Source organism: Micromonospora sp. NPDC049047 (assembly GCF_040649135.1).
GTDB lineage: Bacteria > Actinomycetota > Actinomycetes > Mycobacteriales > Micromonosporaceae > Micromonospora.
This window is the reverse complement of sequence record NZ_JBEZEY010000001.1, coordinates 557,778-573,792: the sequence shown is the minus strand read 5'-3', so window position 1 is coordinate 573,792 and position 16,015 is coordinate 557,778. Positions and strand designations below refer to the sequence as shown.

The 16,015-nt window shown below is 73.5% G+C and carries 16 protein-coding genes; 7 read left to right on the top strand and 9 right to left on the bottom strand.

Annotation, left to right across the window (positions count from 1 at the left end):
- The first annotated feature begins 13 nt into the window (after positions 1-13).
- The 3 genes from AB0B86_RS02525 to AB0B86_RS02515 are packed head-to-tail and all read left to right on the top strand — an operon-like array spanning position 14 to position 2,757.
- The gene (locus tag AB0B86_RS02525) at positions 14-1,228 is read left to right on the top strand and encodes a D-arabinono-1,4-lactone oxidase (RefSeq protein WP_357407545.1); all 1,215 of its coding nucleotides are present in this window, start codon (positions 14-16) and stop codon (positions 1,226-1,228) included.
- Complete coding sequence (locus AB0B86_RS02520; protein ID WP_357414948.1) at positions 1,228-1,602, top strand: sensory rhodopsin transducer; 375 nt, start codon at positions 1,228-1,230, stop codon at positions 1,600-1,602. The genes AB0B86_RS02525 and AB0B86_RS02520 overlap by 1 nt, the downstream gene beginning before the upstream one ends.
- Before the next feature lie 36 nt (positions 1,603-1,638).
- Positions 1,639-2,757, top strand: a complete 1,119-nt coding sequence (locus tag AB0B86_RS02515; RefSeq protein WP_357414946.1) for an FUSC family protein — start codon at positions 1,639-1,641, stop codon at positions 2,755-2,757.
- 10 nt (positions 2,758-2,767) lie between these two features.
- Here the strand turns inward: AB0B86_RS02515 and AB0B86_RS02510 are convergent, their stop codons facing one another.
- The 5 genes from AB0B86_RS02510 to AB0B86_RS02490 form a co-directional block, all read right to left on the bottom strand.
- A complete protein-coding gene (locus AB0B86_RS02510) occupies positions 2,768-4,021 on the bottom strand; it encodes a dolichyl-phosphate beta-glucosyltransferase (RefSeq protein ID WP_357414945.1) in 1,254 nt (417 codons plus the stop codon).
- A complete protein-coding gene (locus AB0B86_RS02505) occupies positions 4,018-6,186 on the bottom strand; it encodes a glycosyltransferase family 39 protein (protein WP_357414943.1) in 2,169 nt (722 codons plus the stop codon). The genes AB0B86_RS02510 and AB0B86_RS02505 overlap by 4 nt, the downstream gene beginning before the upstream one ends.
- Before the next feature lie 44 nt (positions 6,187-6,230).
- Complete coding sequence (locus AB0B86_RS02500) at positions 6,231-7,736, bottom strand: HAMP domain-containing sensor histidine kinase (protein ID WP_357407555.1); 1,506 nt, start codon at positions 7,734-7,736, stop codon at positions 6,231-6,233.
- Positions 7,714-8,460 carry a response regulator transcription factor gene (locus tag AB0B86_RS02495; RefSeq protein WP_357407557.1) on the bottom strand — a complete coding sequence of 249 codons (747 nt, stop codon included), beginning with the start codon at positions 8,458-8,460 and terminating at the stop codon, positions 7,714-7,716. The genes AB0B86_RS02500 and AB0B86_RS02495 overlap by 23 nt, the downstream gene beginning before the upstream one ends.
- Positions 8,461-8,573: 113 nt before the next feature.
- Positions 8,574-8,804: a hypothetical protein gene (locus AB0B86_RS02490; protein WP_357414941.1), complete on the bottom strand. Its 231-nt coding sequence runs from the start codon at positions 8,802-8,804 to the stop codon at positions 8,574-8,576.
- 198 nt (positions 8,805-9,002) lie between these two features.
- On the opposite strand from AB0B86_RS02490, the gene AB0B86_RS02485 reads away from it, so the two are divergent.
- The 3 genes from AB0B86_RS02485 (at position 9,003) to AB0B86_RS02475 (ending at position 11,603) form a co-directional block, all read left to right on the top strand.
- Positions 9,003-9,950, top strand: coding sequence for a serine/threonine-protein kinase (locus AB0B86_RS02485; protein WP_357407561.1), 948 nt, complete (start codon positions 9,003-9,005; stop codon positions 9,948-9,950).
- Positions 9,951-10,020: 70 nt separating this feature from the next.
- On the top strand, positions 10,021-10,446 hold the full coding sequence (locus tag AB0B86_RS02480) for an OsmC family protein (RefSeq protein WP_355033508.1): 426 nt from the start codon (positions 10,021-10,023) through the stop codon (positions 10,444-10,446).
- Positions 10,447-10,748: 302 nt separating this feature from the next.
- Positions 10,749-11,603, top strand: a complete 855-nt coding sequence (locus tag AB0B86_RS02475) for a hypothetical protein (protein WP_357407563.1) — start codon at positions 10,749-10,751, stop codon at positions 11,601-11,603.
- A 55-nt stretch (positions 11,604-11,658) separates the two neighbouring features.
- Here AB0B86_RS02475 and AB0B86_RS02470 read toward each other — a convergent pair whose 3' ends face one another.
- The 4 genes from AB0B86_RS02470 to AB0B86_RS02455 all read right to left on the bottom strand — a co-directional run bounded on the left by AB0B86_RS02470 (position 11,659) and on the right by AB0B86_RS02455 (position 15,453).
- On the bottom strand, positions 11,659-12,105 hold the full coding sequence (locus AB0B86_RS02470; protein WP_145782537.1) for a response regulator: 447 nt from the start codon (positions 12,103-12,105) through the stop codon (positions 11,659-11,661).
- Positions 12,106-12,174: 69 nt separating this feature from the next.
- The gene (locus AB0B86_RS02465; protein ID WP_357407566.1) at positions 12,175-12,522 is read right to left on the bottom strand and encodes an STAS domain-containing protein; all 348 of its coding nucleotides are present in this window, start codon (positions 12,520-12,522) and stop codon (positions 12,175-12,177) included.
- Between the two features lie 115 nt (positions 12,523-12,637).
- Positions 12,638-13,675, bottom strand: coding sequence for a cobalamin-dependent protein (locus tag AB0B86_RS02460; RefSeq protein WP_357407568.1), 1,038 nt, complete (start codon positions 13,673-13,675; stop codon positions 12,638-12,640).
- Positions 13,672-15,453, bottom strand: coding sequence for a SpoIIE family protein phosphatase (locus AB0B86_RS02455; RefSeq protein ID WP_357407570.1), 1,782 nt, complete (start codon positions 15,451-15,453; stop codon positions 13,672-13,674). The genes AB0B86_RS02460 and AB0B86_RS02455 overlap by 4 nt, the downstream gene beginning before the upstream one ends.
- A 209-nt stretch (positions 15,454-15,662) precedes the next feature.
- On the opposite strand from AB0B86_RS02455, the gene AB0B86_RS02450 reads away from it, so the two are divergent.
- Complete coding sequence (locus AB0B86_RS02450; protein ID WP_357407572.1) at positions 15,663-15,995, top strand: STAS domain-containing protein; 333 nt, start codon at positions 15,663-15,665, stop codon at positions 15,993-15,995.
- The last annotated feature ends 20 nt before the right edge of the window (positions 15,996-16,015 follow it).

The following is a 16,015-nucleotide window of genomic DNA, read 5'->3' as shown; positions in this document are numbered from 1 at the left end:
GGTAGTCCCCCGCATGCGACGGTTCGTCAACTGGTCCGGCAGCCTCTCGTTCACCCCGAGGGAGCACGCCGAGCCGACCGACGAGGACGCGGTACGGGACCTGGTCGTCCGCGCGCGGGAGGCCGGCCGGACGATCCGCCCGGTCGGGTCCGGTCACTCGTCCAGCCCGTTGGCGCGTACCGACGACATCCTGCTCAGCGTGGACCGGCTCGCCGGTGTCATCGACGAGGACCACGACCGGGCCCGGGTGCGGGCGGGCACCAAGCTCAAGACCCTCGGCGAGGGGTTGTACGACGCCGGCCTGGCCATGGACAACCTCGGCGACGTGGACTACCAGTCGATCGCCGGCGCGACGGCCACCGGCACGCACGGCACCGGCCTCGGCTTCGGCAACCTGTGCACCCAGGTGACCGGCGTCCGCCTGGTCACCGGCACCGGCGACGTGCTGGACATCTCGGCCGACGACAACGCCGACCTGCTGCCGGCGGCCCGGCTGTCGCTCGGCGCGCTCGGGGTGGTCACCCAGGTCACCCTGGACGTGCAGCCCCACTACGAGCTGCGCCGGCGGGCGTGGTGCGCCCACGTCGAGTGGACCCTCGACCATCTCGCCGAGTTGCAGCACACCAACCGCAACATGGACTTCTACTGGTACCCGCGCAGCGACCAGACCCAGATCCGCACCCTGAACCGGGTCGACGGCGGCGCCGACGAGCGGGTGTGGGCCGCGCCCCGGGTGCCGGACTCCGGCCCGTGGGGAGCGCCCCACGAGATCCGGTCCGGGCCGAGCCACCGCACCATCCCCCAGGAACGGGACCTACGGTTCGAGGAGATCGAGTACATGCTCCCCTCGGAGGCGTTCCCGGCCTGCTTCGCCGAGGTCCGGGCCCGGATCATGCAACGGCACCGGAAGGTGGCCGGCTGGCGGGTGCTGGTGCGCAGCATCGCCGCCGACGACATCTGGTTGAGCAACGCGTACGGCCGGCCGACCACGACCATCGCCTGCCTGCAGAACACGTCCCTGCCGTACGAGGACTACTTCCGGGACATGGAGGCGGTGTTCCGCCAGTACGGGGGCCGACCGCACTGGGGCAAGAAGCACTGGCTGACCGCCCGCGACCTGCGGCCCCTCTATCCCCGCTGGGACGACTTCCAGGCGGCCCGCCACCGGCTCGACCCCGACGGTGTGTTCCTCAGCCCCGACCTCGCCCGACTGCTGGAGGACACCTGATGCCCGACGTCGGCGCCTGCCTCTGGGTCGTGCCGGGCGGGCACATCCCGTTCCCCAGCAACGGCCCGGAGCCGGAGTTCACCGGCTTCGACCAGATCTGCGTCCTGAACGCCACCGACCGGCGCGCCGACGTCGAGCTGCACCTCTACTACGAGGACGCCGAGCCGGTCGGCCCGTACGCCCTGCCGGTGGACGCCCGACGGGTGCGTCACGTCCGGGTCAACGACCTGATCGACCCGGAGGCGGTACGGCTGGACCGGCCGTACGGCGCCCTGCTGCGGTCCCCGGTGCCGGTGGTGGTGCAGTTCCTGCGCCAGGACACCCGTCTGCCGGGGGCGGTGGCGCTGGCCGCGACCATGGCCTACCCGGCCTGACAGGTTCGCGCCCGGTCGCGTCGGGTAACCGCGACCATGACACCGACGGCCGGGTCGCCCGGAGGGCTGCGTGCCCGGCTCGTGGACGCCGGTCGGGGCGGCTATCGGCGCTTGCAGACGTACCTCATCGTGGCGTTGCAGGCCGGGCTGGCCGCCGCCCTGGCCTGGGTGGTGGCCAGCCGGGTCCTCGGAAACCCGGAACCGACCTTCGCGCCGGCCGCCGCCGTAGCCGTCATCGCGGCGTCCCTGGGTCGGCGCGCGCACCGCGCGCTGGAACTGGTCGCCGGGGTGGTGCTCGGCATCGGCGCGGGTGATCTGCTGATCGGCTTCTTCGGCACCGGGCCGTGGCAGACCGGTGTGATCGTGTTCCTGGCGATCGCGGCCGCGGTGCTGGTGCGCGGCACCGGGGCGCTGATGACCCAGGCCGGCGGTACGGCGGTGCTGATCGCCACCCTCACCCCGACCGCGCCCGACCTGGAGTGGCCGCGCACGATAAACGCACTGGTGGGCGGGGCTGCCGGCCTGTTGGTGATGCTCGTAGTCCTGCCGATCAACCCGCTGCGGACGGTACGCCGGGCCGCCGAACCCGCCCTGGACCTGTTCGCCCGGGAGATGACCGCATCGGCGCAGGCCCTCGCGGAGGCGGACACCGGGCGCGCGCAGGCGACGCTGGAGCGGATGCGCGCCGCCGACCCGACCCTCAAACGGCTCACCGAGGTGGCGAACGCCGCCGACGAGGTGGTCCGGTTCTCACCGGTGCGGTGGCGTCGACGACGGGCGATCGCCGCCTACCGCGGCGGGGTGACCCACATGCAGCGGGCCTTCCGCAACAGCCGTGGTCTGGTCCGTCGGATCGGCACCACGTTGCGCGACGAGGAGCCGGTGCCGGCCGACCTGCCGGCGGCGGTGGAGCACCTGGGCGAGGCGGTCCGGCTGCTGAACCGGGAGTTCCTCGCCGCCCAGGAGCCGGTGCAGGCCCGCGCACGGGTGCTGCGCGCGGTCCAGGAGGCAGGTGGGGCGTGCCGGCAGGGTCTGGGCTTCTCCGGGACGATCGTCGTGTCCCAACTGCGTACCGCCGCCAACGACCTGCTGCGGGCCACCGGCGTGCCCCGCGACGAGGCACGCCGGCTGGTGCGTGAGGCCGCCGCCGACTGACCGCCGCCGCTCAGCCGCGCCGGTGGTGCATGCCCAGGCGCAGCAGCACGAAGCGCAGCACGGTCGCGGCCAGGTTCGCGGCCACCAGCACGGCCAGCTCCACCGGCCGGGCGGGTGCGTGGTGCACGGCGTGCAGCACGGCCAGCGACCCACTGGTCAACGCGAGGCCCAGGCCGAAGGCGAGCAGCCCTTGCAGGTGGTGCCGCCCGACGTGCCGACGCCCGGTGATGCCGAACGTCAGCCGCCGGTTCGCGGCCGTGTTCGCGACAGCGGTCAGCAGCAGCGCCAGCAGGTTGGCCGGCTGCGCGCCGAGCGCGCCCCGGGTGGCCACGAACAGCGCCAGGTACGCGAGGGTGCTGGCCACCCCGACCGCCGCGAACCGTGCCACCTGGCGGGGCAACCCGACGGGCACCCGAGCCGTCGAGCCGGCCACCGGCACCCGACCGGGCGGTACGGTCAGCGGCCCTCGGCCCCACTGGGCACGCAGGGCGGTCAACGGCAGCGCGCCGGTCAGCAACGCCCGGCCCAGCCGACCCATCCCCCGCAGGTCGGCCAGGGCGGTGGCGACGATGTCGACCCGGCTGTCCGGGTCGTCGACCCAGTCCACCGGCACCTCGTGGATACGCAGCCCGGCCCGCTGGGCGAGCACCAGCAGCTCGGTGTCGAAGAACCAGCCGGTGTCGCGCACCAACGGCAGCAGCTCGACGGCGACGTCGGCGCGGATCGCCTTGAACCCGCACTGCGCGTCGGAGAACCGCGCGGCCAACGCACCGCGCAGCAGCAGGTTGTAGGCCCGGGAGATCACCTCCCGCTTGGCCCCGCGCACCACCCGGGAGGTGCGCGCCAGCCGGGTGCCGATGGCCAGGTCGGAGTGGCCGGAGATGAGCGGCGCGACCAGCGGCAACAGCGCCGCCAGGTCGGTCGACAGGTCCACGTCCATGTACGCCAGAACCGGCGCGGACGACGCGGACCAGGCCGCCGACAGTGCCCTCCCCCGCCCCTTGGCGTCCAGGTGCAGCACCTCGACACCGGGCAGCTCGCCGGCGAGGCCGTGGGCCACCGTCAGGGTGTCGTCGACGCTGGCGTTGTCGGCGATGGTGATCCGGAACGGGTACGGGAAGTGCTCGCTCAGGTGGGAGTGCAGCCGCCGTACGCACGGCCCCAGGTCGGCCTCCTCGTTGTGGACCGGGACCACCACGTCCAGCACCGCACCGGCGGCGGGTCGGGCCTGGACGGCGGCGCGGGGGCCGCTGAGCGCGGTCACGACGCGTCCTTGCCGGTGCTCAGGTCGTAGACGGTGACACCGTCGACGGTCTGCGCGGTGAAGTTCTCCGTGACCCAGGCGGCGATCTCCTGGGAGGCGGAGCTGCCGCCGTTGGCCCGGAAGCCGCCACCACCGACGAAGTAGTGGATCCTGCCGTCGGCGACGTGACGCTGGAACTGCGCGAGGGTCGGTGACGGATCACTGCCGTTGAACCCGCCGATCGGCATCACCGGGTCACCGGTGGCGAGCTGGTAGCCGGAGGCGTTGTTGGAGCCGACAGTGGCCGCGACCCAGGTGTAGTCGGCGCTGTCGCGCTCCAGCAGCTCACGCAGGGCGGCACTGGGCTCGCGGCCGTCGAGGAGCCCGCCCATTCCTGCTCCGCCGGGACGTCCCTGCCCACCGGGCGCCCGTCGGCCATCGCCAGGGGCGGTCGGCGTCTGACCGCCGTTCTGACCCCCGCCCGGGAACTGGCCGCCAACCGGGAACTGGCCGCCGCCGGGGAACTGGCCCGGGCCGGGGAATTGGCCGCCGGTCGGGGGTTCCATGCCGCCCGGGGGTCGCCCGCCGGGGAAGCCGCCGCGCCCGAACCCGCCCGCCACGGACGGGCCGGCGCTGGGGATCGACCCGGTGTGCGGCGTCGCCGCGGTCTGGACCGCGTACGCCACCGGGCCCGCGAGGGCCGCCGCCGCGCCGAGGCCCAGGACGACCGGCACCAACCGGCGGGGAATCCGGGTGACCAGCAGGATCAGCGCCGCGCCGAGCAGGCCGGCGACCAGCACCGTGGTGCGCAGCCACGGGTACCACTCGGGGCTGCGCCCGAGCAGGACCCACGCCCACCAGACGGTGACCGCGAGGGTGCCGGCGAGGGTCGCCGTGGCCGCGAGGGGACGCCACCGCTGCCAGCGCGAGCCGGCCGGCGCGTCGTCACCCGGTGCGGGCTGTGGGTGGCGCCGCCGCCAGAGCAGTGTCACGCCGATGCCGACCAACGCGCCGATCGCCGGGGCGAGCGCCACCGTGTAGTAGGCGTGGAAGATCCCGGACATGAAGCTGAAGATCAGTCCGGTGACCAGCACCCAGCCGCCCCACAGCAGCAGCCCGGCGCGGGTGCGGTCGGTGCGGGCCGCGCGACCGGCCACCAGCAGGCCGGCCACCAGCAGGATCAGCGCGGCCGGCAGCAGCCAGGAGATCTGACCGCCGATCTCGCTGCCGAACATCCGCAGCACGCCGGTCTGACCGGAGAACGGGCCACCGCCGCCTCCGGGCCGCCCGCCACCGCCGCCGACGCTGCCCACCTCGTCGCCGGTTATCCGGCCGAGGCCGTTGTAGCCGAGGGTGAGTTCCAGGATGCTGTTGCCCTGCGACCCGCCGATGTACGGGCGGGCGCTGGCCGGGACCAGCTCGACGAGCGCCACCCACCAGCCGGCGGAGACCAGCACCGCCAGGCCCGCCAGCAGCAGTTGCCGGACCCGTCGCCACAGCCCGGTCGGCGCGGCCAGCAGGTACACCCCGGCGAAGACCGGCACCACCAGGAACGCCTGGAGCATCTTGGTGAGGAAGCCGAAGCCGACCAGCACGCCGACCAGCACGATCCACCGGGTGCTGGCCGTCTCCAGCGCGCGCACCGTGGCGTACGCCCCGGTGACCAGCAGCAGGACCAGCAGCGCGTCGGGGTTGTTGAACCGGAACATCAGCGTCGCCACCGGGGTGACCGCGAGGACCGCTCCGGCGATCAGAGCGGCGGACGGCCCGTACCAGCGCTTCACCGTCGCGTGGAGCACACCGACCGAGGCGACCCCGCAGAGCGCCTGCGGCACGAGCATCGCCCAACTGTTCAACCCGAAGATCCGCACGGACAGTGCCATCAGCCACAGCGACGCGGGGGTCTTGTCGACGGTGATGGAGTTGGCGGCGTCCGACGAGCCGTAGAGGAACGCCTTCCCGCTCACCGATCCGGCCTGCGCGGCCGCCGCGTAGAACGAGTTGGCCCAGCCGGAGGCGCCCAGGCCCCACAGGTAGAGCAGGCCGGTGGCGAGCAGCAGGACCACCAGCGCGGGCCGGGCCCAGGCCGGCGAGCGGCGCGTCGGCGGCGGGTCCTCCTCGGGGCACGTGGCCGTCGGCGACTCGGGTGCGGCGGGTGCCGTCAGCAGGCTCTCGGTTCTGTCCATGCGGTCAGCCTCGGCGGCCGGGCTGGCGGGACGCCGTGCGCCGACTATGTGTCAGCTGTGGGATTCGGCAACCGGACGGTGAAGACGGTCCGCCCTGGGCGGCTTTCCACAGCGACAGTGCCGTGGTGGGCCTCCACGACGGCCGCCACGATCGCCAGACCGAGGCCGGTGCTGCCGTGCGCCCTGGACCGGGAGCTGTCGCCGCGCGCGAACCGCTCGAACAGCTCCGGTTGCAACTCCGCCGGCACCCCGGGCCCGTCGTCGGCGACGGTGAGCACGGCGCTGCCCGCGTCGAGGGCGAGTGTGGTGGTGACGGTGCTGCCGGGTGGGGTGTGCACCCGGGCGTTGACCAGCAGGTTCGCCACCACCTGGTGCAGCCGCGCGGCGTCGCCGGGCACCCGGATCGCCACCTCGGGCAGGCCGAGCTGCCAGCGGTGGTCGGGGCCGGCGACGTGCGCGTCGCTCACCGCGTCCACCACCAGGGCGGTCAGGTCGACCGGGTCGACAGCGAGCGGCCGGCCGGTGTCGAGGCGGGCCAGCAGCAGCAGGTCGTCGACGAGGCTGGTCATCCGGGTGCTCTCCGACTCCACCCGGCGCAGCGCGTGCGCCACGTCGGCGGGAACCTCGTCGCGGCCACGGCGGGCCAGCTCCGCGTAGCCGCGGATCGCCGCCAGCGGCGTGCGCAGCTCGTGGCTGGCGTCGGCGACGAACTGGCGTACCCGGGTCTCGCTGGCCTGCCGGGCGCTCAGCGCGTCGGCGACGTGGCCGAGCATCCGGTTCAGCGCCGCGCCGACCTGACCGACCTCGGTACGCGGGTCGGTGTCCGCGGCCGGGACCCGGACGGCGAGCGCCACCTCCCCACGGTCCAGGGGCAGCTCGGTGACGCGGGTGGCGGTGGCGGCCACCCGGTTGAGTGGTCGCAGGGTCGCCCGCACGATCAACGCACCGGCGGCGCCGGCGATGACCAGCCCGACGGCGGCCACCCCCACCTGCGCGGCGACCAGCGCCCAGACGGTGTCCTGGACGCCGGAGAGCGGGACCGCGACGACGCGTACCCGACCGTCCCAGTACTGGCGGGCCACGGCCCGGTAGTCACCGCGATCGCCGAGGTCGACGGTGCGCGGTCTGGCGTCGACTGGCAGCTCCGCCAGCGCGGCGACCTCCCCCACCGGCACGGACTGCTCGTCGGGGAACGGATCGGCGCCGGAAGCGCTGGTGGTCAGGGTCCGGGCGGCGGTCACCCGGCCCTCGGCGATCTCGGCGACCACCGCGCCGGACGGCAACCCGGGTGGGATGCCCGGTCCGTTGCCGGGAAAGGCCGGCCGTCCCGGCCGGTCGCCCCGCATCGCCGTCGCGGGGGCCAGCTGGGCGTCGAGCCGGTCGATCAGGAAGTGCCGCAGCGCCACAGTGGTCAGGCCACCGATCGCGACGCTGACCACCGCCAGCAGCGCGAGCAGGGCGAACACCAGTCGGGTACGCAGGGAGCGGCCGGCCAGCCAGCGGCGGGCGGCGCGCAGCCCTCGGCGCTCACTCGGCGGGTTTGAGGACATAGCCCGCGCCGCGCAGCGTGTGGATCATCGGCGCCCGACCGGCGTCGATCTTCTTGCGCAGGTACGAGATGTACAGCTCCACCACGTTGGCCTGGCCGCCGAAGTCGTAGTGCCACACCCGGTCGAGGATCTGCGCCTTGCTGAGCACCCGACGCGGGTTGCGCATCAGGTAGCGCAGCAGCTCGAACTCGGTGGCGGTGAGGGTGATCGGGTGGCCGTCGCGGCGTACCTCGTGGCTGTCCTCGTCGAGGCTGAGGTCACCGACGGTGAGCACCGCGTCCTCCCGGGTGGCGACGGCGAAGCCGGAGCGGCGCAGCAACGCGCGCAGTCGGGCGATCACCTCCTCCAGGCTGAACGGCTTGGTCACGTAGTCGTCGCCGCCGACGGTCAGCCCGGCGATGCGCTCCTCGACGGCGTCGCGGGCGGTCAGGAAGAGCACCGGCACTGTGGGAGCGTGCTCGCGCAGCCGGCGCAGCACCTGGAAACCGTCTAGGTCGGGCAGCATCACGTCGAGGATCACGGCGTCCGGCCGGAACTCCCGGGCGGCGCTCAACGCCGCCATGCCGTTGCCGGCGCTGCGGACCTGCCAGCCCTCGTAGCGCAGTGCCATCGACAGCAGGTCGGTGAGTGTCGCCTCGTCGTCGACCACCAGCACCCGGACCGGTTCGCCGTCGGGGCGACGCAGCTCGATCCGGCTCGGCGCGGCCGGCCCGTTCGTGATCATGGGCCCCATCGTGGCCGCGACGTCTGTGCCCCGCCCCTGCGGGAGCTGTGAGCCGGCTGTGCGGCCGGGCCGACGGGACGCCGGCGTCGCCACCGGTCAGCCCCGCCTCGTGGTCACTCGGACACCCCGTACGCGTCGGTGCGCACGAACCGCATGCGCCAACCGCCCGTGTCGTCGGGGCTGTCGCGTTCGTAGAGGTGGTCGGGGCCGGGCTGCACCGGCCCGGTGCCGTCCGGGTGCCGCATGATCCAGCGCGGTGGTGGGGCGCCGTCCGACCCGGTCGGCAGCAGGCGGACCAAGCCGTCCGCCGGCCCGCCGACGAAGCGTACGGTGACCTCGCCCATCGCGGCGCCCCCTCGGGTGAGCGTGCCGGCACGATCAGTGACGCGGCTCTGGCTCGCAAGCTACCGCACCCGCCGCCGTCGGCGCAGCGCGGTGCACGCGCAGGCCGCCCCGAAAGCCGCTTCGGTTTGCCCAGCTCGGCGGTCGGGTACCGCGACCGGAGCACCCGCCGTCGGCGGAGCGAGGGCGAGGAGCGGTCGATGCGCACACTGGACGGGCGGTACCAGCTCGAGCAGCGCATCGGCGTGGGTGGGATGTCCGAGGTGTGGCGGGCACACGACCAGGTGCTCGACCGGCCGGTCGCGGTGAAGCTCATTCTTCCCGGTTCCGACGACCAGGACGGCCCGGTGGACCGGATCCGCGCGGAGGCCCGGTCGGCCGCCCGCCTGGTGCACCCGAACGTGGCGAGCGTGCACGACTTCGGCACCGCCTCGACCTGGCCGGGCCGGCCGATGCCCTACATCGTGATGGAGCTGGCCGAGGGCGAGACGCTCGCCGCGCACCTGCGGACCGGGCCGCTGGACTGGCGGATCGCCGTCCGGGTCTGCGCCGAGGTCGCCGCCGCGCTGGCCGCCGCGCACGCCGAGGGCATCGTGCACCGCGACGTCAAGCCCGCGAACGTCATGCTGACCCCGTCCGGCGTGAAGGTGCTCGACTTCGGCATCGCCGTCCCGGCCGGGGCACCCGATCCGACGCCGGCCGGGATGGTGTTGGGCACCCCGGCGTACCTCGCGCCCGAGCAGTTGGAGCGGGCACCGGCCACCCCGGCCGCCGACATGTACGCCCTCGGCGTGCTGCTCTACTACTGCCTCACCGCCCGGTTGCCGTACCACGCGGCCACCATCAACGAACTGCTCGGTGTACGCCGCTGCCAGCCACCGGAGCCGCTGCCCGAGATCGACGGGATGCCGCCGGAGGTGGCCGAGCTGTGCCACGCCTGCCTGGCCGACGATCCGGCCGGGCGGCCGAGCAGCATGGTGGCGGCGCTGCTGCTGGCCGAGGCCGTGGACGCCCGGGTGTACGTGCCGATGATGATCCCGACGCCCAGCCGGCCGGTGCCGACGTCGGCGTGGACCGAACGGGCCGCCGCCGAGGCGACCGAGGCGGTGGTCCTGCTCGACCAGGCGGAGGGGGCCGCCGGGCGCTGACCGGTGGCACAGCCGCGTTTCGGCGGCCGGCGGCCGGGTAGCCGACCTGCCGAGGGACGGGAGAAACGCGATGCCGGATCAGAGTTCCTGGCTGCGTGAGGCCACCGCGACCGCCGAGGGCGGTCACGTACGCACCGACGATGGCGGGCTCTCCACCCCGCTGGCCTCGCCACTGGCGGCGCACTGCACGGGGCTGAGACCAGAGCAGTTGCTGGCCGCGGCCTTCGCCTCCTGCCTGCACCACGCGGCGGTGGAGGCGGCCGGGGAGATCACCGACGAGGCACACACGGTGCAGGTGCGGGCGGAGGCGAAGCTGGGCCGCGACGACGACGGTCTCTACCGGGCCGACGTGCACGCCTCGATCTCGTCGGCCGGCCTGAGCCGCGACCAACTGGCCGATCTGGTGGAGTACGCGGACCGGCTCTGGCCGTTCTCCAGCGGCGACGCGAGCCGGCATCGGCTCACCGTCACGCCGGCGGAGAACGGTCGGCACTGAGGTCGAAGCCCCACCGGCCATCGGCAGATCGTGCTCGAAGGTGCGCCGATGGATGGGCGGTCCAGCTGAGGTGGCGTCGGCTGTTCGGATGATCGCCGGGCCGGAGCCTGAGGCGCGGCCGGTGGGTGGCCGTGGAGACCTTATCGGCCTGCCAATCGCAAATGCCGGTCTGGCCCGATGCGCGAGGTTGATTGGTCTTGCACCACCTTCGCCCCCTGGAATCCCCAAGATCGGGACAAATTGTGGCGCAGGCCACCGTACCGACGGGCGATATCGAGCAATTGGGTCTTTAGCCTCGTCAGGTGCATCCCGACGACCCCTCCGACCAGAAGCTGACCGACGCGTGTCCGACCACCTGGTCGGGCGACGTCGCCTCAACCGAACGGACGATCGGCCGGCACCGCGTCCCCGAATCGCCCCGGCGTCCCCTGCTGGGCTCGACCCCGATCCGGGTAGCCCTGGCCACCGGCGTCACCTGCTGCCTCAGCCTCGTCGCCGTCGCCACCGCCCGGGGCAACGTGGACGACCCGGCCCGGCCGGTGGAGCCGCTCGCCGAGGCGATCGCCGAGCGCGCCACCGTCGCCGACGAGCGCGCCTCCCGGTCGCTCGACCGCGAGCTCGCTCCCCCGCGGGTCCTGCCCAGCCCCACGGCGACGCCCACCCCCGCACCCACCGTCGCCCGCAAGCAGGCACCCAAGAAGCCGGTCAAGCCGCGCCGCCCCCGACCGGTCGCCGGCCTCGACCAGGCCCAGATGGACAACGCGAAGATCATCGTGGACGTCGGGCGGGACATGAAGATGCCGCGCCGCGCCCTGGTGGTGGCCCTGGCCACCGCCATGCAGGAGAGCAACCTCTACAACCTGGCCAGCGACGTGCTGCCCGAGTCGGCCGACTACCCGAACCAGGGCAGCGGCTCCGACCACGACTCGCTCGGGTTGTTCCAGCAGCGACCCAGCAGCGGCTGGGGCACGGTGGCCGAACTGATGCGCCCCTCGTACGCCGCACGGGCCTTCTACAGCGCACTCAACGAGATCCCCGGCTGGCAGGACATGAGCGTCACCGCCGCCGCCCAGGCCGTGCAGATCTCCGCCTACCCCGACGCGTACGCCCAGCACGAGGAGCGGGCGACCACCGTCGCGGCGGCGCTGACCACCTGAGAGCGACCGCGCGGGGCGGCGGCTAGACGGCCGCCGCCCCGGCGGTGTGGATGCCTCAGACGCGCTTGGGCAGCACGACCACCCGGCCGAAGAACTCGTCGATGCGGCGAACCACGTCGTTGAAGTCGTCCAGGTCGATCGGCTTGGTCACGTACGCGTTGGCCTGCAGGGTGTAACTGCCGACGATGTCGGTGTCCGCGTTGGAGGTGGTCAGCACCACGATCGGGATGGTCCGCAGGTCCTCGTCCTGCTTGACCGCACCGAGCACCTGCCGGCCGTCCATCCGGGGCATGTTCAGGTCCAGCAGGATCACGTCCGGGCGGCGGGCCTGCTGGTGCCGGCCCTCGGCGCGGAGAAACTCCATCGCCTCCTCGCCGTCGCTGACCACGTCGATGACCTTGTCGACGTCGGAGTCCGCCAACGCCTCCTCGATCATCAGTACGTCACCGGGGTCGTCGTCGACCACCAGGATGCGTACCGGCTGCGGGCTGTCTGCGCCCATCACTAACCTGCCTCGGGTCGGCGGTAACGGGACCTGACGGTCACCGCGCTGGCGGGGAAATCTAGCCCATCAGAGGGCGGTGTGGGACGCGGGGTCGACCGATTCCGGCTCGTAGCGCAACACGTCGGCCAGACCTGTCATCCGCAACACCCGGTCGACGCGGCCGGTGGCGCCGACCAGCCGCAGCCAGCCGCCGTCGGCCGCGGCCTCATTATCCCCCCTGACGAACACGGCCATCCCTGTCGAATCGCAGAAGGTGAGGTCGGTGAGGTCGAGCAGCACCCGGGACTCACCAGCGGCCCTGAGGCGATCGATCTCGGCGGTCAACTGGGGAGACGTGCCCATGTCCAGCTCACCCGCCAGACGCAGGCAGGCGCCACCACCGTCGCGTTCGACGTAGCTGACGCTGAACGTCACCGTTCTCCCCCTTGCTCCACCAACCGGTGGGACATTTGCAGTGCGGCAAGTATACGCAGGGTCGCCCCGAGAACCGCAGGGCGCGGTGATCGACAGCGGCGGAAACCGGGGTTGCTCAGCGCACCCCGTCGGCGAGCGCGACGCGCCCCAGGGCCACCATCCGCTCCGCCCGGGGGAAGTCACGCAACGCGACAGCGTAGTGCTCCAGGGACCGGTCCACAGCCGCCGCCGGCACCCCGCGACTGGCCAGGATCCCCGACAGCCACGCGACGAACTCGGTGAACAACGAGGCGTCGTCGACGTAGACCGCCGCGGCCAGGAAATCCACAACGTGACCCAGGTCGCTGACTGTGGAGTCGAGCTGACTGGCGGTGTAGGTGCGCGTCACCGGCACCCGCTCCCGCAGGTCGGCCAGCGCGCTGTCGATCAGCTCGCCACGACGCCGCACCAGGCTTGCGTACTCGTCGTCGGCCAGGTGCTCCAGCCGGGCCGGCGGCACCCGCCGCAACGCCCGCTCGTCGGAGATCAGCTCAGCCGCCGACGGCGCGTCCGGCGCCCAGGCCACCCCGAGCCGACGCGCCCACCGGCCGTCCGCACCGAACCCGCGCCCACCCACCACCACAGGTACGTCCGACCGGCGGCAGGCCTCGATCATCCGATGGGCGTGCGGCAGCCGCATCGGCAGCGCGCACGCCAACGCGACAGCGTGCGCGTCATAACGGTGCAGGTACGACACGAGGTGAGCCGCCGGCACACTGGCCCCCAGGAACGTCACCTGCCAGCCGCGCAACCGCAGCACCTCGGCCACCAGCCGGGGCGGCAACGCGTGCCACTCGCCGTCCATGCACGCGACGACGACCCGCCCGCCGCTCGGGCGCGGGTTGGCGTGCGTGGCGACCGCCGCCACCACCCGTTCGCTGACATGGGTGGCCGCGTGCTCCTGGGCGACGCTCCACTCGTTGCGCGCCCACCGCTCCCCCACCTCGGTCTGGGCGGGCGCGACCAGGTCCAGCAGCACCCGCTCCGCCGGCACGCCCGCGTCGAGCAGCGCGATGGCCATGTCGACAGCGGCGTCCTCGTCGGCGTCGGTGAGGCAGTCCAGGTAGCCGATGTACGCGTCGCTCGGGATGACGGCCGCGGTGGCGGCGGTCACGCGTCGATCTCCCCGGGCGGATCGGTGCGCAGCGGTGCGGGCACCGAGTGCAGATGCCGCGGCGTACGCCCACCCGGGCCGGCCGCCCGCAACGCCAACACCGCGATGTCGTCGTGATCGCCCTGCGCCAGCCAGTCGCAGGTCACCTGCTCGACCCGCTCGGCCAGGGCCGGCGCCGGCATCCGTTGGCAGTCGGTCACCGCGGCGACAAGCCGTTCGGTGCCGAACTGCTCGTTGCCCCGGCGGCCACCACGGGCCTCGGTCACCCCGTCGCTGTAGAGCAGGCAGGTCTCGCCCGCTGCCAGCCGGACGGTCACCTCGCCGACCCGAGGGTCGGGCACCACGCCGATCAGCATGCCGCGCAGTGGCACCGACTCCACCTCGCCGGAGGCGCGCAGCACAAGTGGCGGCAGATGCCCACCGCCGGCCATGGTGAGGGTGAGGCCACCGTCGCGGTGCGGACGGGCCACGCCGAGCACGATCGTGGCGAAACGGCCCTGGCCGTGCGCCTGGGTCGTCTCCAGCAACGCGTCGTTGAGCAGCCGCAGCAACCGCCCGGGGTGCGACTCCAACCGGTGCAGCGCCTGCAGGCACTGGCGCAACTGGCCGGTGAAGACGGCCGCCTCGACCCCCTTGCCGGACACGTCGCCGAGAAAGAACACCGAGCCGCCGTCGGCGAGCCGGTGCGAGCCGTAGAAGTCGCCACCGATGCGAAGCCCCGCCTGCGCGGGCCGGTACGCGGTGCCCCACTGCACGCCCACCGCCTCGGCTGGCTCGACCGGCAACAGGCTGCCCTGAAGAGTGTCGGCGACCTCCGTCTGGTCGCGGTAGAGCAACGCGGTGGTCATCGCGGCGCCGGCACGGGCCGCGAACGCCCGGATCAGCTCCGCGTCGGCCTCGTCGTAGGCGTCGGGGGCGCGACGGGCGACCAGCAGCACCCCCACCGGTGCGTCCCGGCCCGGCAGCGGAACGACCCGGACGGCAGTCTCGGAGCCGGCGAGCGCGGGCAACCAACCGGCGTCGACCGCCTGCTCGACCAGCCAGTCCACGGCGTGTGGCTCGACCCCGGTCAGCCCGTCGGCGATGGCGGCCGGCAGCGCGCCGCCGGTCAACACCCCGTTGTCCACCTCGGCGGGGGTGCCCGCGGCCCGCCACCAGCGGGCCCGGCCGGCACGTGGCGCGAGCACCAGCACTGCCACCTCGGCCAGAGTCGGCACGGCGAGTCGGACGATCGCGGCGGCGGCCCGGGCCGGGTGCAGCGGGTTGCCGAGCTTGTCACCGACGACGGCCAGGAAGGCCGAGCGGGCCCGCTCGGCGAGCAGCGCGTCGGCGCGGCCGACGCTGTCGGTGACGTCCTCGACGTACCAGCAGCAGCGGGCGCCGGAGAGGGGCACCTGGCGGGCGGTCAGTCGGCGTCCGCGATAGGTGAAGCCGCCGGTGTGGCCGTCGCTCAGGCCGGGCACACCGGCGGCGCTGAGCAGCTCGCCGGGGGTCACCCCGGGCAGCAGTCGCTGGGCCACCGGGCTGACGTGCCGGACGACGCCGTCGGCGTCGCAGACCACCAGGCCCTCACGGAGGTGCTCGACGACCTCGAACCAGTCGGACGCGGCGGCGTCGCGGTCGAGAATGATCGGCGGTACGCCCGCGGCGGGGCGGGGCGACGGGGCGGTGGTGGGCCGGGGTGACATGCCGGTGCCCCACGCCGCAGGCTGTGTCGTGCTCGGCGTGAAGATCCGTCCGTCGCCCGGGTCCCTGTCCCTGACGTCGGAAGCAGTCACCAGCTGAGCCTCACTCCTTGTCGTCCACCCGAACCCCTACCGGAACCGGCGTCTGTGGTCCAAACTCTCCAGCCCACCCTACGCCGGACGGCGCGAAGCGGCATCTCAGCGCCGGTGGCGAGGTGCCTCAACGGGCAGCTGGGCGGCGGCGCGCGGGCGGTCGCCGGGCCTCGATTTGCATTCGTGCACACGGCTGAGAACATTGTGGGATGTCCGACCAGCTGTTGACCATCGAGACCACTCGGCTCGACGCCGGGCACGTCCGACTGCGGCTGACTGGCGAACTCGACTACGCCTCCGCGCCCGAGCTGATCGCCGCCGCCGCCGAAGTCCGCGGCGACCAGCAGGTGCTGATGGACCTGACCGGCGTGAGCCTCTGCGACTCCTCCGGGCTCAGCGCGCTGCTGGTGGTGCACCACGCCGCCGGATCGATGCGGCTGACCGGGGCCGGTCCGCAGCTGCAACGGATGCTTGACCGCACCGGTCTGTCCGAGTTGCTGACCGTGGAGCACGCCGACGCCGACCTGCGCGCGATCGGCTGAACGGCCGCCACCGGGCAGCC

Excerpts from the sequence above, each read along its gene's own strand:
- AB0B86_RS02525 (WP_357407545.1), top strand. The coding sequence starts at position 14 with ATGCGACGGTTCGTCAACTGGTCCGGCAGCCTCTCGTTCACCCCGAGG.
- AB0B86_RS02520 (WP_357414948.1), top strand. The coding sequence starts at position 1,228 with ATGCCCGACGTCGGCGCCTGCCTCTGGGTCGTGCCGGGCGGGCACATC.
- AB0B86_RS02515 (WP_357414946.1), top strand. The coding sequence starts at position 1,639 with ATGACACCGACGGCCGGGTCGCCCGGAGGGCTGCGTGCCCGGCTCGTG.
- AB0B86_RS02505 (WP_357414943.1), bottom strand. The coding sequence starts at position 6,186 with ATGGACAGAACCGAGAGCCTGCTGACGGCACCCGCCGCACCCGAGTCG.
- AB0B86_RS02500 (WP_357407555.1), bottom strand. The coding sequence starts at position 7,736 with ATGTCCTCAAACCCGCCGAGTGAGCGCCGAGGGCTGCGCGCCGCCCGC.
- AB0B86_RS02495 (WP_357407557.1), bottom strand. The coding sequence starts at position 8,460 with ATGATCACGAACGGGCCGGCCGCGCCGAGCCGGATCGAGCTGCGTCGC.
- AB0B86_RS02490 (WP_357414941.1), bottom strand. The coding sequence starts at position 8,804 with ATGGGCGAGGTCACCGTACGCTTCGTCGGCGGGCCGGCGGACGGCTTG.
- AB0B86_RS02485 (WP_357407561.1), top strand. The coding sequence starts at position 9,003 with ATGCGCACACTGGACGGGCGGTACCAGCTCGAGCAGCGCATCGGCGTG.
- AB0B86_RS02480 (WP_355033508.1), top strand. The coding sequence starts at position 10,021 with ATGCCGGATCAGAGTTCCTGGCTGCGTGAGGCCACCGCGACCGCCGAG.
- AB0B86_RS02470 (WP_145782537.1), bottom strand. The coding sequence starts at position 12,105 with ATGGGCGCAGACAGCCCGCAGCCGGTACGCATCCTGGTGGTCGACGAC.
- AB0B86_RS02450 (WP_357407572.1), top strand. The coding sequence starts at position 15,663 with ATGTCCGACCAGCTGTTGACCATCGAGACCACTCGGCTCGACGCCGGG.